11 protein-coding genes are annotated in these 15,717 nt (G+C 69.9%); 3 read left to right on the top strand and 8 right to left on the bottom strand.

Features of this window, described 5'->3' with window-relative positions; genetic code table 11:
• Positions 1–171 precede the first annotated feature (171 nt).
• A complete protein-coding gene (locus tag OXS49_RS00295) occupies positions 172–357 on the top strand; it encodes a hypothetical protein (protein ID WP_244002974.1) in 186 nt (61 codons plus the stop codon).
• An 11-nt stretch (positions 358–368) separates the two neighbouring features.
• On the opposite strand, the gene panE is transcribed toward OXS49_RS00295, so the two are convergent.
• From panE to OXS49_RS00310, 3 genes are all read right to left on the bottom strand, one after another.
• Positions 369–1,313 carry a 2-dehydropantoate 2-reductase gene (panE, locus tag OXS49_RS00300; RefSeq protein WP_267420792.1) on the bottom strand — a complete coding sequence of 315 codons (945 nt, stop codon included), beginning with the start codon at positions 1,311–1,313 and terminating at the stop codon, positions 369–371.
• A gap of 7 nt (positions 1,314–1,320) precedes the next feature.
• The gene (gene guaB, locus OXS49_RS00305; RefSeq protein WP_244002970.1) at positions 1,321–2,814 is read right to left on the bottom strand and encodes an IMP dehydrogenase; all 1,494 of its coding nucleotides are present in this window, start codon (positions 2,812–2,814) and stop codon (positions 1,321–1,323) included.
• Between the two features lie 169 nt (positions 2,815–2,983).
• Positions 2,984–3,874 carry a DUF3313 domain-containing protein gene (locus OXS49_RS00310; RefSeq protein WP_267420793.1) on the bottom strand — a complete coding sequence of 297 codons (891 nt, stop codon included), beginning with the start codon at positions 3,872–3,874 and terminating at the stop codon, positions 2,984–2,986.
• A 217-nt stretch (positions 3,875–4,091) separates the two neighbouring features.
• On the opposite strand from OXS49_RS00310, the gene OXS49_RS00315 reads away from it, so the two are divergent.
• Positions 4,092–5,540 carry an MDR family MFS transporter gene (locus OXS49_RS00315; protein WP_267420794.1) on the top strand — a complete coding sequence of 483 codons (1,449 nt, stop codon included), beginning with the start codon at positions 4,092–4,094 and terminating at the stop codon, positions 5,538–5,540.
• Positions 5,541–5,555: 15 nt separating this feature from the next.
• On the opposite strand, the gene OXS49_RS00320 is transcribed toward OXS49_RS00315, so the two are convergent.
• The 4 genes from OXS49_RS00320 to OXS49_RS00335 all read right to left on the bottom strand — a co-directional run bounded on the left by OXS49_RS00320 (position 5,556) and on the right by OXS49_RS00335 (position 9,252).
• Positions 5,556–6,083, bottom strand: coding sequence for a DoxX family protein (locus OXS49_RS00320; RefSeq protein ID WP_267420795.1), 528 nt, complete (start codon positions 6,081–6,083; stop codon positions 5,556–5,558).
• 71 nt (positions 6,084–6,154) lie between these two features.
• Positions 6,155–7,321, bottom strand: coding sequence for a multidrug effflux MFS transporter (locus OXS49_RS00325; protein WP_346016918.1), 1,167 nt, complete (start codon positions 7,319–7,321; stop codon positions 6,155–6,157).
• Positions 7,322–7,515: 194 nt separating this feature from the next.
• Positions 7,516–8,802, bottom strand: a complete 1,287-nt coding sequence (locus OXS49_RS00330) for an MFS transporter (RefSeq protein WP_244002960.1) — start codon at positions 8,800–8,802, stop codon at positions 7,516–7,518.
• A 30-nt stretch (positions 8,803–8,832) separates the two neighbouring features.
• Positions 8,833–9,252: a MarR family winged helix-turn-helix transcriptional regulator gene (locus tag OXS49_RS00335; RefSeq protein ID WP_244002957.1), complete on the bottom strand. Its 420-nt coding sequence runs from the start codon at positions 9,250–9,252 to the stop codon at positions 8,833–8,835.
• 249 nt (positions 9,253–9,501) lie between these two features.
• On the opposite strand from OXS49_RS00335, the gene OXS49_RS00340 reads away from it, so the two are divergent.
• On the top strand, positions 9,502–14,346 hold the full coding sequence (locus OXS49_RS00340; RefSeq protein ID WP_267420799.1) for an NAD-glutamate dehydrogenase: 4,845 nt from the start codon (positions 9,502–9,504) through the stop codon (positions 14,344–14,346).
• A 107-nt stretch (positions 14,347–14,453) separates the two neighbouring features.
• Here OXS49_RS00340 and OXS49_RS00345 read toward each other — a convergent pair whose 3' ends face one another.
• Positions 14,454–15,629, bottom strand: coding sequence for an MFS transporter (locus tag OXS49_RS00345; protein WP_267420801.1), 1,176 nt, complete (start codon positions 15,627–15,629; stop codon positions 14,454–14,456).
• Between the last annotated feature and the right edge of the window lie 88 nt (positions 15,630–15,717).

Below are 15,717 nucleotides of genomic sequence, written 5' to 3' on the forward strand. Positions count from 1 at the left end.
GGCCACGCTTGCCCCGCGATGCCGCCATCTTACGGCCGAGCTTCAGGCGCGATCCCGGTTCAGACCACGCGACCTGCGGTCCGCCAGTGGACCGCAGCGTGTCCTATGGCATCCATCGGCGGCGGACCAGGGTGGTTCGACGCCGGTTGCGTTCCGGAAGGCCCCCAGCCCATGTCGTCGTCCGTCTCGTCCGCCGTTCGTCTCGCCCTCGCGGCCTTGGTCGCAGCGTCGCTCGCCGCCTGCGCCAGCGCCCCCGCCGCGCAGCCCGATTTCTCGCCGCCGCCGCGCCGGCCCGTCGATGCCAAGACGCAGCTCGAATACGGCAACCCGCCCGCGCCGCCGCCGGGCCGGTACTGAAAGGTGGCGGCTCAGGCCGCCTCCCGCCCCCGCCGCGCCTCGTAGGCCTTGAGGCCGGTATAGACCAGCGTCAGCAGGGGAAAGGCCGTCTCCGGCGAAAGCCGTTGGCCGCGGGCGATCAGGTCGCCGATCACGTGATCGGCCTCGATCCGCCCGCCATTCTCGATGTCGCGCAGCATCGAGGCCGTGAAGGTCGATCCCGCCGCCGTGAGCTGCGCCCGCGCCCGCTCGGCCACCGTGGCCCGTGGTGCGTAATCGCTCGCGGTGGCGACGGCCGTGCATTCGGTGTGGAGCGCCGCCATCAGATCCGAGCCGCCCGGCGCCGCCACGATGTCGCCGACCGCGGCGCGCATCAGGGTTGTGGCCCCCGCAAGTGTCGCCAGGAAGACCCACTTCTCCCACATCTCCAGCAGGATCGAATCGCTGAGGCGCGGCTGGAACTTCAGCCCGCGCAAGAGGGCGTCGACCAACTCGATCCGGGCCGAGCGCGACCCGTCCCGCTCGCCATAGGTGATGCTGCACAACTCGCTCATATGGCGGATCGTGCCGTCGGGCGTCAGCGTCGCCGCGATGGCACAGGATCCGCCAAGCACACGCTCGGCCCCGAACCGGGCATCGAGCGCGTCCAGATGGGCGAGGCCATTCAGCAGGGGCAGGATCGCCGTCTCCGCGCCGACCGCGGGCGCAAGGTCAGCGATGGCGCTGTCGAGGTCGTAGGCCTTGCACGACAGAAGGATCAGGTCGAACCCACCGGCCTCGGCCAGCCGGTCGGCCGTGACGGTCGGCGGGCTCGGGATGTGCAGGTCGCCGAGCGGTGAGCGAAGGTTCAGCCCGTCCGCGGCGAGCTTTTCCGCCCGGCCGGGCCTCACGAGGAACGTCACTTCGGCACCGGATTCGGCGAGCCGCGCGCCGTAATAGCCGCCGGTCGCGCCGGCTCCGACGATCAGCGTACGCATCAAAGCCTCAAGTCCGCGACGGATAGTTCGGGCTCTCCCGCGTGATCGTCACGTCGTGGACGTGGCTCTCGCGCAGGCCGGCATTGGTGATGCGGATGAAGCGCGCCCGCTCCTGGAAGTCCGGAATGGTCGCGCCGCCGACATAGCCCATGGCGGCGCGCAGGCCGCCGGCCAGCTGGTGCAGGACGTTCCCCACCGGCCCCTTGTAGGGCACCTGACCCTCGATGCCCTCCGGCACGAGCTTGTGGGTGTCGTTGACCTCGGCCTGGAAGTAGCGGTCGGCCGAGCCACGCGCCATGGCGCCGACCGAGCCCATACCCCGGTACGACTTGTACGAGCGGCCTTGATACAAAAAGACCTCGCCGGGGGCCTCGTCGGTGCCGGCGAGCAGCGACCCGAGCATCGCCACGGAGGCGCCCGCCGCGATCGCCTTGGCGAGGTCGCCGGAATACTTGATGCCGCCATCGGCGATCACCGGGATGTCGGCCTCGCCCGCGGCTTCGACGGCCTCGATCAGGGCCGTAAGCTGGGGAACGCCGACGCCCGCCACGATCCGGGTCGTGCAGATCGAGCCCGGGCCGATGCCGACCTTGATGGCGTCCGCCCCGGCATCGATCAGCGCCTGCGCGCCCTCGCGGGTGGCGACGTTGCCGGCCACGACCTGCACAGCGTTGGAGAGTTGCTTCACCCGGGCGACGGCGTCGAGCACCTTGATCGAATGGCCGTGGGCCGTATCGACCACGATCACGTCGCAGCCGGCATCGATCAGGCGTTCGGCCCGCTCGAAACCGCTGTCACCCGTGGTCGTGGCGGCGGCGACCCGGAGGCGGCCCTGCTCGTCCTTGACGGCGAACGGGTAGGTGACGCGCTTCTCGATGTCCTTGACGGTGATCAGGCCGATGCAGCGGTAGTGATCGTCGACGACCAGGAGCTTCTCGATCCGGAATTGGTGCAGCAGGCGCTTCGCCTCGTCCTGGGTCACGCCCTCGCGGACGGTGATCAGGCGGTCCCGGGTCATCAGCTCGGCGACCGGCTGGGCGGAGTTGGTGGCGAAGCGCACGTCCCGGTTGGTCAGGATGCCGACGAGCTTGCCCCGAGAGCCGTTCGGCCCCCGCTCGACCACCGGGATGCCGGAGATGCGGTTGCGCTTCATCACCTCGAAGGCGTCGGCCAGGGTCTCGTCCGGGTGGATGGTGATCGGGTTCATCACCATGCCGGATTCGTACTTCTTGACGAGCCGGACCTGCTCGGCCTGCTCCGCCGGCTCGAGGTTGCGGTGGATGACGCCCATGCCGCCATTGGCCGCCATGGCGATGGCCATGGGCGCCTCGGTCACCGTGTCCATCGCGGAGGCGAGGATCGGCAGGTTGAGCGGGATCGTGCGGGTGAGCCGGGAGGCGACGTTGACCTCGGTTGGCATCACCGAGGAGGCGGCAGGCCGCAGGAGCACGTCGTCGAAGGTCAGACCCTCGATGATCGATGCGGTATCAATACGGGCCATGCCAACTTTCCTCGGACGGCGGCGCTACGGGTCGCGCTGCGGGATCGGGTTGGCAAGTGCCAGTATCACGGGCTCCCCGATGGCGCCAATGCGCGCATGCCGCGGCGCAACGCGAAAACACGCATGGCTCACGGGTATTTTCGGGCCACCGGGAGGATGCGCCGCCGGCTCAGCGTAGCGCGGGGGCGCGGGGTCCCTTGTCGGTGTATTCGGGCGGCAGGCCGATGTAATCGCCGAGGATGCCGTCGATCCCGGGCGCCCGGCCGAAGGCCTCGCAGTCCGGATCGAGGGGAGCCTCGCCGAGCGTCGTGATGCGGATGCGGTCCCAGGTCGGCAAGGTGTTGGGCGCCGTGAACGGATCATCGCCGGTCGCCAGCATGTAGCCGAAATCCTGCCCGAACTCGCCCGCCAGATCGTAGGCGTCGCTCGCACGGGAGAAGCGCGGCTGGCTGGTGAAGGAATTCGCGGCCCCGCCCCAAACCATGGCGGCTCGCTGCTCGCGGCGCCGGTCGAGCGCCTCGGCCTCCACGGTGAGGCTGCCGAGCCCGATCGGGATCCGCGGGATCGGGATGCGCCCGATACCCTCGGCGACGCTTAAGCCGAACTGCGAAGCGACCGTGACGCCGGCCGAGCCCGCAATGGTCGCGCCGGCCCCGAGGAGGTCCGTCGGATCGACCCGCGTCACCTGCGCCCGGACGGTGAGGTCCGCGTCGCGGCCCGACACGATGTCGTACTTCAAGGACAGGTCGTAGCAGAGCGCACGATCGGCCGCGTTGGCGATCAGGCGCCGCTCGGCTGGCGTGAGCGGGCCTGCACCGGCCACGTCGGCGTGGAACGCTGTCGGGATGATGCGCACCGTGCGCACCCGGGTGAGCGCTGGCTGGTCCACGTAGATTCGCGACGCGGAGGCGACCTGATCGCTTGCCTTCAGACGGTCGTAGCGCGTCAGCGAGCCGCGATCGTTCAGCAGAACGGTGCCGCAGGCCGCCACCATCGAGAACAGGGCGACGGCAACGGTGATCCGCGGCAGGAAGCGGGCCTTGCTGGGGCTGGACGACATCGAACTCCTCGCGGCCCGTCCCGGGGACGAAACCTCTTCACAGACCGATCTCACGGCCGCGTGAAACAAACGTAGCCATTGGGCCTCGCTTGCAAAAGGTGCCGTTGCTCACCGACACAACTTCTGTGGCAAGATAGATACATTCGCGAAACACGCGGATGCGAGTTCGGCGGCGCCGTCGTGCAACCGGCACGGCGCGATGCGCGTCTGCCCTCCAATGTCCTCCCCCGCTCAAAGACCGTTCTGGATCGTCCCCCTGACGGTCGCCACCGCCCTGTTCATGGAGAACACCGATTCGACGGTGATCGCCACAGCGCTGCCCAGTATCGCGGCGAGCCTGAACGAGGATCCGATCGCCCTCAAGCTCGCCCTGACGTCCTATCTGGTCAGTCTCGCGATCTTCATCCCGGTGAGCGGCTGGATGGCCGACCGCTACGGCGCACGCACCGTCTTTCGCGCGGCTCTGGTCGTGTTCATGGCCGGCTCCCTCGCCTGTGCAGCCGCCAACGGGCTGGCGTGGTTCGTCGCCGCGCGGTTTCTTCAGGGCATGGGCGGCGCCATGATGGTGCCTGTCGGGCGCCTCGTCGTGTTACGCAGCGTGCCGAAATCGCAGCTCGTCACGGCGCTGGCCTACCTGACCTTCCCCGCCCTCGTGGGCCCCGTGCTCGGGCCGCCGGTCGGGGGCCTGATCACCACGTGGTTCGACTGGCGCTGGATCTTCTTCATCAACCTGCCGATCGGCTGCGCCGGCATCGTGCTGGCGACCCTTTACTTCGAGGATGTCCGCGAGGCTGAGCGGCCGCCCCTCGACATCCTGGGCTTCCTGCTGCTCGGCTCGGGGCTCGCCGCGCTGATGCTCGGCCTCGCCGCGATGGGTCGCCACCTGCTGCCCGCCACGGTCTCGTGGGGCTGCCTCGCGGGCGGCGCGATCCTGCTGCCGCTCTACTGGGCCCATGCAAGGCGGGTCGCCCACCCGATCGTGCGGCTCGACCTGATGGAGCGGCCGACCTTTCGGGTCGCCATACTCGGCGGCAGCCTGTTCCGGATCGGGACCGGGGCGATCCCGTTTCTGCTCCCGCTGATGTTGCAGGTCGGGTTCGGGCTCGACGCCCTGCATTCGGGGCTGATCACCTTCGCGGCGGCGGCCGGCGCGATGTTCGTGAAGACGCTGGCGCCGAAGATCCTGCGCCGCACGGGTTTTCGGACTTTGATGACATGGAACGCGCTGGTGGCGTCGACCTTCCTGGCGGTGAACGGATTCTACACGGCGCAGACGTCGCACTGGATCATGGTGGCCCTGCTGTTCGTCGGCGGCTGCTCGCGCTCGATCCAGTTCACCTGCGTCAACGCCATCGCGTATGCCGATCTCGAATCGCGAGAGATGAGCGCGGCGACGAGTTTTGCGAGCGTCTGCCAGCAGCTCTCCCTGAGCCTCGGCGTGACGCTGGGCGCCCTGGCCCTTGAGGGGACTGCCGGCCTGCATGGCCGGACCCAGATCGAGGCGGGCGATTTCGGGCCCGCCTTCTTCGCGGTGGCGGTGATCTCGGCGGCCTCCGTCTTGGCCTTCCGCAACCTGTCGCCCGATGCGGGAGCCGAAATCTCCGGACGCCGGATGGTCGCCCAGACGCCGCCGGCCGCGACCGAGATGCAGCCGCGGCACGGTTGAGGCGCGTTCCGGCGATCAGGCCGCCGCGCGGGCGGGTGTCCTGCCGGCGGGGCGCTTCCCGCCGCTCCGCGCCGCCGACGCCTTGGGGGCGGCCTTTCCGGCGGCGGGCTTGGCTTTCGGCGCTTCCGCCCCCACCCCGGCACGCCAACCCTGCCAGCTCCAGCCACCGGGGCCCGCAAGGGCATACATGAGGAACCCGCCCGCGAGGCCGAGATCGGCCAGCAGCAACGTGCGTTCGGCGACCGCCGCCGGGCCGACATAGTGCCAGAAGGCATGGAGCACGAAGGCGGTCAGCGTCGCGAAGATGGCCAGCGCCAGCCCGGTGAGCCGGGGCAGCACGCCGAGGATCAGGGCCAGCGGCCCGAAGACCTGAACCACCACCGCGCCCGTCGCGACGGCGTTGGGGAACGGCACCCCGCCGCCCGCGAGCGTCAGCGCGAAGCCCGAGACGTTGAGCGCCCGCGCGATCCCCGTGGGCAGGAGCGCGGCGGCGAGCAGCAGCCGCGCGGCGAGAAGCGTTCCGTTCTGGGCGCGGTCGAGCATCGGGGATCCGGTCGGTTGGGAGACCCCGGAAGCTTGGCCCGAGCCGCTGAAGACCCGGTTAAGCCAGACGCTCAGCCGGACACGCCGCCCCGGAACAATCGACCGCGCTCGGTCCAGACGACGACGAGGAGCGCCAGCCCGCCAAGCGCGGCATAGCCGATTCCCACCGGCAGCACAGTTCCGTCGAACGCCTGGCCGATCAGGAAGCCGCACAGGGCGCCGAGGATGGTCGTGTAGAACCCGAGAAACGAGGAGGCCGTACCGGCGATCGCGCCGAGAGGCTCCAGCGCCAGCGCGTTGAAGTTCGGCATCGCGAAGCTGATCAGGAACTGGTTGAGCGCCAGGATCGCCAGGAACAGACCCAGCGGCGGATGCCCGTCATAGGCGAGCCCGACGCCGACCTGCATCAGACCGACCAGCGTGAAGGCGATCACGCCGGCATGCGACAGGGTCCGCATGCCGAGCCGCCGCACGGCCCGGGCGTTGATCAGCGTCGCCGTGCCCATCGCGCCGGCCACCAGCCCGAAGGCCAGGGGGAAGAGCGGGCCGAGATGGTACAGGCCGGTATCGAAGACCTGCTGGGCCGAGCCGACATAGCCCATGATGCAGCCGGTCAGCAGTCCGAGCGCGGTGGTGTAGCCGATCGCGACCCGGGTCCTCAGCGTCAGGCGGATCGCCGCCCAGGTCGCGGCCGGCGAGAGCGGGCGCCGGTATTCCGGATGCAGGGTCTCGGGCATCCGCCAGGAGAACCAGACGGTCAGCCAGAAGGCCAGGACCAGCATCGAGACGAAGACGTAGATCCAGGATCCCAGCGCCAGCATCATGCCGCCGATCGCCGGGGCGATCATTGGCACGATGAGGAATACCATCATGGTGAACGACATCACGCTCGCCATCTCGCGGCCGGCGAAACGGTCGCGCACGATCGCCACCGACAGCACCCGGCCGCCGGCCGCGCCGATGCCCTGGATGATCCGCGCGGCGAGCAGCCAGCCGTAGCTCGGCGCGACCATGGCGAGCCCGCAGCCGATTACGTAGATGGCGAGGCTCACCAGCAGCACCGGCCGGCGCCCCACCGCATCGGAGACCGGCCCGTACACGATCTGCGCGACGCCGAATCCGATCATGTAGACGTAGACGAGCAACTGCAGCCGGTTCGGATCTGCGACCGCGAAGCGCGCCTCGATCGCCGGGAAGGCCGGCAGCAGGTTATCGATCGAGATCGCCGTGACCGCCATCATCAAGGCGATGATGGCGACGAACTCGGCGAAGCCCGGACCCGACCAGGGGCGCGACGGGCGCACCTCCGGGTCTGGTGACGGCACGGGCCGGACTGCGATGGTCAAGGCGGGCCTCGGGCTGCGCGGGAACGGCTCGTTCAGGGCGCCCCCATCGCGGCACGCTCATGGCAACCAAGCCCGCCCGGCGCAGTTCAGGCCGGCAGCGGGCGCAGGGCCGGCTCCTGCGGCCTGCGTCCCACGAAGGTCGCCATCAGCGCCGCCACGAGGCACAGCAGGCCGGCCGAGACGAAGGCACCGAAGTACGTGCCAGTGTCGGTCCGGACCATGCCGGCGAGCCAGGCCGCCGAGGCGGCGCCGATCTGGTGCGCGGCCGCGATCCAGCCGAACATCAGCGCGGCGTTCTCCTCACCGAACGACTTCCCGGCGAGTTGCACAGTCGGCGGTACGGTGGCGATCCAGTCGAGCCCGTAGAACACCGCGAACAGCGACAGGCCATAGAAGCTGAGATCGAATGAATACGGCAGGAAGATCAGCGAAAGCCCGCGCAGTCCGTAATACCACGCCAGCAGTTTGCGGGAATCGAACCTGTCGGTGAGCCAGCCCGAAGCCGTCGTGCCGATCAGGTCGCAGATGCCCATCAGAGCCAACAGGCCTGCGGCCGTGACCTCGGCGATACCGTGGTCGATGCAGGCGGGGATCAGGTGGGTGCCGACGAGTCCGTTCGTGGAGGCGCCGCAGATGAAGAAGGTGCCGGCGAGCAGCCAGAAATCCTTCGAGCGCAGACCGATCCGCAGGCCGCGGAGCGCCCGCACAGCCGGATTCTCAGTCAGCACCGGTGTCGGCGTCACGACGGTCTCGCCGTAGCGGGGCAGGCCGAGATCGGCCGGCCGATCGCGCAGGAAGAACGCCGCCAGCGGGATCAGCGCCAGCGTCACGGCCGCGACCACCAGGGAGACCGAGCGCCAGCCCTGCCCCACCGCGAGGGAGGCGAGCACCGGCAGGAAGACCAGCTGCCCCGTGGCGCTGCTCGCCGTGAGCATTCCGATGACCAGCCCGCGCCGCTTGGCGAACCAGCGTCCGGCGACCGTCGCGCCGAGCACGTTGGCGACCATGCCTGAGCCTGAGCCGACCACGATGCCCCAGAGCAGAACCATCTGCCAGGGCGCGGTCATCAGGCTGGTGGCCGCCGTGCCGATCGCCAGGATCAGAAGCGCCGTACAGACGGCGCGCCGCAGGCCGAACCGCTCGATGATGGCCACCGCGAACGGGCCGATCATGCCGTACAAAAAGATGTTGAGCGCGATCCCGACCCCGATCGTCGCCGCGGTCCAGCCGAACTCACGCTCCCAGGGCACGATCAGCACGCTCGGCGTGGCGCGCACACCGGCACCGATGAGCAGGACCAGGAATGTCACCGCGGCGACGACCCAGGCATAGTGCAGACGTGGCGCAGGATTCTTCGCGGCAAGGGCTGACATGGTCGGGCTCCGGGGGCGAAAACGGGTCGATCAGGAAGCAGAGGCCAGGGCCTCGGCCAGGGCGGCGACGGCCCCGGGCTCGACCCGGGCGTTGATACGGGCCTGCGCGGCGCGCCAATGGGGGATCGCATCCGCGATGGCACCTTCGCCCGCCTCGGTGAGCGCGACCACGCGCTCGCGGCCATCCGCTTCGCCGGCCGTGATTCGCACGAGGCCGCGCCGTTCCAGCGGATCGAGGTTGCGGCCCATCGTAGTCCGTTCGAGCGCGGCTTCTGCGGCGAGACGTGTCACCGAAGTCGGCCCCAGGCGCTGTAGGAGGCGCAGGATCGCGAACTGCGTCACCCGCAGCCCGACCGGTTTCAGCGCGCTGTCGTACGCCGTCGTGACGGCGCGGGTCGCACGCCGCAGGGCGGAGCAGGTGCAGGGCTCGAGCGGAGCGGCCTCGGTCATAATGCGTGCATATACACGTATTTGCCCGGGTGCAAGCCAACCCTGACGGTTCGGGCCGATCGACACCCGGTGCCCCCAAACCTGCGCGGCCTGTCATCGACACGGCGGGTCACCCTGCTATCGCTAGGGCGCGCCGCTCGGGACATCGGTCCCGCTGTTGTGCGAATCAGATCCACGGCCGTGCGCCGCTCCCGCGTCCAACGCGATCGGGGGGCCTGGGGCCGGCAGACCCGGTTCTGGAGAAGCGCGATGACACTCGAAACCGCGACGGCACTGTCCTCCTCGGAGCAGAAATCCGCCCGCACGGGGTTGATCGAGGCGGCCGCCGAGATCGTCGGGCAGCAGGGCGGGCCCGGTGGCTTCGTGCGCGACCTGCTCGGCCGCGTGACGCCGGAGGATCTGGCGCCTTATCCGGCCGGTACGCTTGCCGACCTCGCCGCCAGGGCCCGGGCATTCCTCGCCGATCCCCGTCGGTCGGGCGACCCCGCCCGGATACGCCTGAGCGATGTCGAGCTCGTGAGGGACGGCAGACGGCGCGAGGCGACCATCCTCGAAGTCATCAACGACAACCGCCCGTTCCTGCTCGATTCGACCCTGGCCGAACTCGCCGAGCGCGGCCTGTCGCCCGACCTCGTCGCGCACCCGATCCTGGGTGTCGAGCGCGATGCCGGGGGCGCCCTCGTCCGCGTCGTCGGCGAGACCACCGCGGATGACCAGGGCAGCCTCGCGCGCGAGAGCTTCATCCATATCCACCTCGACCGGATCGAGGCCGAGGCCGGCGCGCGGCTTCAGGAGGCCCTGGTGGCCGTCTACCGCGACGTGGCGCTGGCGAGCGACGACCACGACGCCATGCTGGCCCGTCTCACCGACCTCGCCGGGCAGCTCGGCCGTTCGCCCTCACCGATGCCCGAGCGCGAGACCGAGGAGGCGCGCGCATTCCTGGAATGGCTGATCGACGGCCAGTTCCTGCTGCTCGGGATGCAGCAGCACGGGATCGACGGCGAGGCCCATCCCCTGGTTCCGGGATCCAGCCTCGGCGTGCTGCGCGATCCCGGCGCCACCCCGCTGCGCCGGGGCCGGACGCCGGTCGACTACACCCCGGAGATCCTCGCCTTCCTGGACGAGCCGCAACCGCTCATCATCACCAAGGCGAGCGTGAAGTCCCGCGTCCACCGCTCGGCCTATCTCGACTATCTCGGCATCAAGCTGTTCTCCGGTGCGGGCAAGCTCTCGGGCGAGGTGCGGATCGTCGGCCTGTTCACCGCCACCGCCTACACGAGCCCCACCCGCGAGGTGCCGGTGCTGCGCCGGAAGGTCGAAGCCGTCGTCGCCCGCGCCGGGCTCGACCCGACCAGCCATGCCGGCCGCAGCCTGCTGGCGGTGCTGGAGAGCTATCCACGCGACGAGCTGTTTCAGATCGATATCGAGCGGCTGTATCGATTCACCCTGGCCATCGCCAACCTCGCCGACCGGCCGCGGATCCGCGTGCTGTCGCGACCGGATCGCTTCGGCCGCTTCGTGTCGCTCCTCGTCTACGTCCCGAAGGACCGTTACGATTCCACGGTGCGCGCGCGGATCGGCGCTTACCTCGCCGAGGCCTATGGCGGACGGCTCAGCGCCGCCTACCCGGATTTCCCCGAAGGTCCCCTCGCCCGCACCCATTACATTATCGGCCTGCCCGATCAGGGTGCGCCCGAAATCGATCCGGCGAGCCTCGAAGCCGGTATCGGCGCCCTGGTCCGGACCTGGGGCGACGCCCTGCGGGCCGCCCTCGCAGAACGCCAGGGCGGCGACCGGGCACGCCTGCTCGCCGCGCGGTACGCGGATGCGTTCTCGGCGGCCTATCGGGACAATTTCCAGCCGGATGTCGCCGTCGACGACGTCGCGATCCTGGAGAACCTGGGCGAGGCCCAGCCGCGGGCGGTGCATCTGGGCCGTCGTAGCTCGGACGCGGACGCACAGGTGCGCCTGAAGGTTTTTTCGCGCGGGACCGCGATCGCGCTGTCTGACCGCGTGCCAGTTCTGGAGAATCTCGGCTTTCGCGTCATCAACGAGCGTACCTATCGGGTCGTGCCGACGGGCGCTGGCGAAACGGATCGGGTCTGGCTGCACGACATGCTGCTCGAGCGCGCCAGCGGCGCGCCGATCGCGCTGGCCGATCTGGAACACCCCCTCGAAGCCGCGCTGCTCGCCATCGCGGACGGAGCGGCCGAATCCGACGGCTACAACCGGCTGATCCTGGAGGCCGGCCTGGACTGGCGGGAAGCGGCACTCCTGCGCGCGTTCGGCCGCTACCTCCGTCAGCTGCGCATCCGCTACGGTCAGGACTACCTCGCCGGCACCCTGAGCCGGCATCCCGGCATCGCCCGGTCCGTCGCTAACCTGTTCCGTGTCCGGTTCGACCCCGCCACCGACGGCGACCGGACGGCGCGGACCGCGGAGGTCCGCGCCAGCATCGAGGATGCCCTCGCCGACGTCACCAGCCTCGACGACGACCGGATCCTGCGCCGCTTCGTCAACGTCGTCGACGCGGCGTTGCGGACCAACTTCTTCCAGAAAGGCGCGGACGGGAAGCCGCGGGAGACGATCAGCTTCAAGTTCGCCTGCGCGAAGGTGGCGGCGATGCCGCTGCCGCGACCGCTGTTCGAGATCTTCGTGTATTCACCGCGGGTCGAGGGCGTGCATCTGCGCTTCGGTTACGTGGCGCGGGGCGGCCTGCGCTGGTCCGACCGGCCGGAGGATTTCCGCACCGAGATCCTGGGCCTCGTGAAGGCCCAGCAGGTGAAGAACGCCGTGATCGTGCCGGTCGGCGCCAAGGGCGGCTTCTTCCCGAAGCGCCTGCCGCCGCCCACGGACCGCGCCGCCTGGATGCAGGAGGGCACCGAGAGCTACCGGATCTTCATCCGCACGCTGCTCGAACTCACCGACAACATCGTCGACAACGCGATCGTGCCCCCGCCCGACACGGTGCGGCACGACCCGGACGACGCCTATCTCGTGGTCGCCGCCGACAAGGGCACCGCGACCTTCTCGGATATCGCCAACGCGCTCTCCCTGGAGAAGGGCCATTGGCTGGGCGACGCCTTCGCGTCCGGCGGCAGCCAGGGATACGACCACAAGGGCATGGGCATCACGGCCCGGGGCGCCTGGGAGGCGGTGCGCCGCCATTTCCGCGAGATCGACGTGGACGTGCAGACCGACCCGATCAAAGTGGTCGGCGTCGGCGACATGTCGGGCGACGTGTTCGGCAACGGCATGCTGCTGTCGCAGAGCCTCCGGCTGATCGCGGCCTTCGACCACCGGGACATCTTCCTCGATCCAAACCCGGACGCCGCGGCGAGTTTTGCCGAGCGGCGGCGTCTGTTCGATCTCGGCCGCTCCTCCTGGGCGGATTACGACCGGGCACTGATCTCGCAGGGCGGCGGCGTGTTCCCGCGCAGCCTGAAGACCATCCCGCTCTCGGGGGAAATCCGGACGGCCCTGGGCTTCGACCGTCCCGAGGCGACGCCCGCCGAGTTGATGCAGGCGATCCTGAAGGCGCCGGCCGACCTGCTGTGGTTCGGCGGCATCGGCACCTATGTCCGCGCGACCACCGAGACCGACGAGGATGCCGGCGACCGGGCCAACGACGCCGTGCGCATCACCGGGCCGGAGCTGCGCGCCAAGGTCGTCGGCGAGGGTGCCAATCTCGGCCTGACCCAGCGCGGGCGCATCGAGGCGGGCCGCGCGGGCGTCCGGCTCAACACCGATGCGATCGACAACTCCGCCGGCGTGAACACCTCGGATGTCGAGGTGAACATCAAGATCGCCCTGATGACGCCCGAGCGTGACGGGCGCCTCAGCTACGAGGCCCGCAACACCCTGCTGGCCACGATGACCGAGGAGGTCGGCCACCTGGTTCTGCGCAACAACGAGTTGCAGACGCTGGCGCTCTCGCTCGCCCAACGCGGCGGCCTCGGCGAGACGGGCTTCGCCATGCGGACCATGCAGGCGCTGGAGGCGGAGGGGCGCCTCGACCGGGGCGTGGAGTTCCTGCCGGACGACGCGGCGCTGACCGAGCGCCTGCGCCGGAACGAGGGGCTGACCCGGCCGGAATACGCGGTGCTGCTCGCCTACGCCAAGCTGTCGCTGCACGACGCGATCCTCGACAGCGCCGTGCCGAACGACCCGTATTTCGAGCGGGAATTGCAGCGCTATTTCCCGAAGGCTCTGCGCGAGCAGTTTCCGGACGCCGTGAAGGGGCATCGGCTGCGCCGCGAGATCATCGCCACGGCGCTCGCCAACATCATCGTCAACCGGGGCGGCCCATCCCTCGTGACCCGGCTCGTCGACGGCACCGGCGCCGACGCCGCCACCATCGCCAAGGCGTATGCGGTGACGCGGGACGCGTTCGGCCTGATGGAGCTGAACCTCGCGATCGACGGCGTGGCGGGCCGGATCTCCGGCCAGGGCCAGCTCGGCCTCTACGCAGAGGTGCAGGAACTGCTGATGAACCGGATCGTCTGGTTCATCCGCAACCTCGATCTCGCCGGCGGCCTCGCCCCGGTGGTGGCGCGCTACCGGGACGGCATCGCGGCGGTCGAGGCGGCGTTACCGAAGGCCCTCGACGCGACCGCGCGGGCGGCGATCGACGCGCGGGCCACGGAACTCGGCGGTCTCGGCATGGCGCCAGCCCAAGCCCGGCGGCTCGCCTCCCTCACGGCGCTCATCGCGGCGCCGGACATCGTACGGGTCGCCGAGACGAGCGGCCGGCCGGTCGACGAGGTGGCGGCCACGCATTTTGCCCTGGAACATGCCTTCCGCCTCGACGACCTCGCCGCGGCGGCGCGCACGGTCCCGGTGGCCGACACGTTCGACCGCGTCGCCCTGGAGCGCGCCGTGGCCGGCATCGCCACCGCCCATCGCAAGCTGACCGCCGAAGTCGTGGCCGATCTGGGCGCGGGACCCAACGCGGTCGAGGCCTGGGCGAAGGCCCGGGGCGCGTCGCTCGCGCGGATCCGCGACGCGGTGGACGCCATCCGCACCTCCGGCCTGACGGTCTCCAAGGCGACGGTGGCGGCAAGTCTGCTCGGCGATCTCGTCCGGGCGGAGTGAGCGGCGAAGAGGCCGGATGGTCGGCAGGTTGAAAGTAAGGCCACCCGGTTGGGCGATGCGCGGGGAGAGGAAACCGTTCGCCGTTCGCGGGCCGTTCCCCCGCAGGCTCAAGCCCCCTTCGTGGAGGATGAGAGGATCCGCCGGCCGGAGCGGCTCACGGCCGACACCGTGAGCCCGAGGCCGATCAGCGAGACTGCGGCCGCGATCAGCGGCAGCTCGCCGTAACCGATCCCGAGCGTCAACGCCGTGCCGCCGATCCAGGCGCCGGTGGCGTTGCCCAGGTTGAAGGCCCCCTGATTCAACGTCGAAGCGAGATTGGGCGCATCACTGGCGGCCTCGACCACCCAGATCTGCAGCGGCGAAACCAGAGCGAAGACCAGCCCGGACCACAGCACCAGCACCGCGATGGTCGCGATGGGATGGTGTGCGACGACCGTGAGGATCAGTAGCACCGTGACGATGCCGAGGAAGCTGCCGATGATCGTGGCCATCTGGCCCCGGTCGGCGAAATGGCCGCCCGCGAGGTTGCCGATGGTCAAGCCGATCCCGGCGGCGAACAGCACGAGGGTGACCCCGTGCGGCGTGAATCCGCTGACATTGGTGAGGAATGGCGTGATGTAGGTGAATACCGTGAAGAAGCTGACCGACGACAGGGTCGAGATCAGCATCGGCCGCAGCACCGGCCAGCGGCCGAGGGCCCGGAACTCGCTGACCAGGCGCCCGCGCGTGCCGGGCAGCCCGGCGGGCATGCAGAGCTGGATCGCGAGGGCTGCCGCGAGTCCGATCCCGACCACCGCCCAGAAGGTCGAACGCCATCCCGCTGCCTGCCCGAGGGCCGTGCCGAGGGGAACGCCGAGGACGTTGGCGAGCGTGAGCCCGGTGAACATCAGCGCGACCGCCTGCGTGCGCTTTTCGCGCGGCACGAGATCCCGTGCCACCACGGCGCCGATGCCGAAGAACGCCCCGTGGGCGAACGCCGTGAGGATCCGCGCCGCCATGAGCAGACCGTAAGTCGGCGCCACCGCGCAGCCGAGGTTGCCGACCAGGAAGACGCCGATCAGGGCAAGCAGCGCGGTCTTGCGCGGGAGGCGGGCGGTTGCGATCGCCACGACCGGAGCGCCCACGACCACCCCCATCGCATAACCGGACACAAGGTAGCCCGCCTGCGGAATGGTGACGCCGAAGCTTTGCGCCACCTCCGGCAGCAGGCCCATGATCACGAATTCCGTGGTGCCGATCCCGAAGGACGCGACGGCGAGGGCGAGGATCGGCAACGGCGGCACGGCAACTCTCTCCGGCGCAGGGTGATCGCGATTGTGCGAAGCAACATGCGCAGGATGGCAGCATCGCGCCGCCTGCCTAGCCGCGATG

The sequence above is a fragment of the Methylobacterium sp. GC_Met_2 genome (genome assembly GCF_026540795.1).
GTDB lineage: Bacteria > Pseudomonadota > Alphaproteobacteria > Rhizobiales > Beijerinckiaceae > Methylobacterium.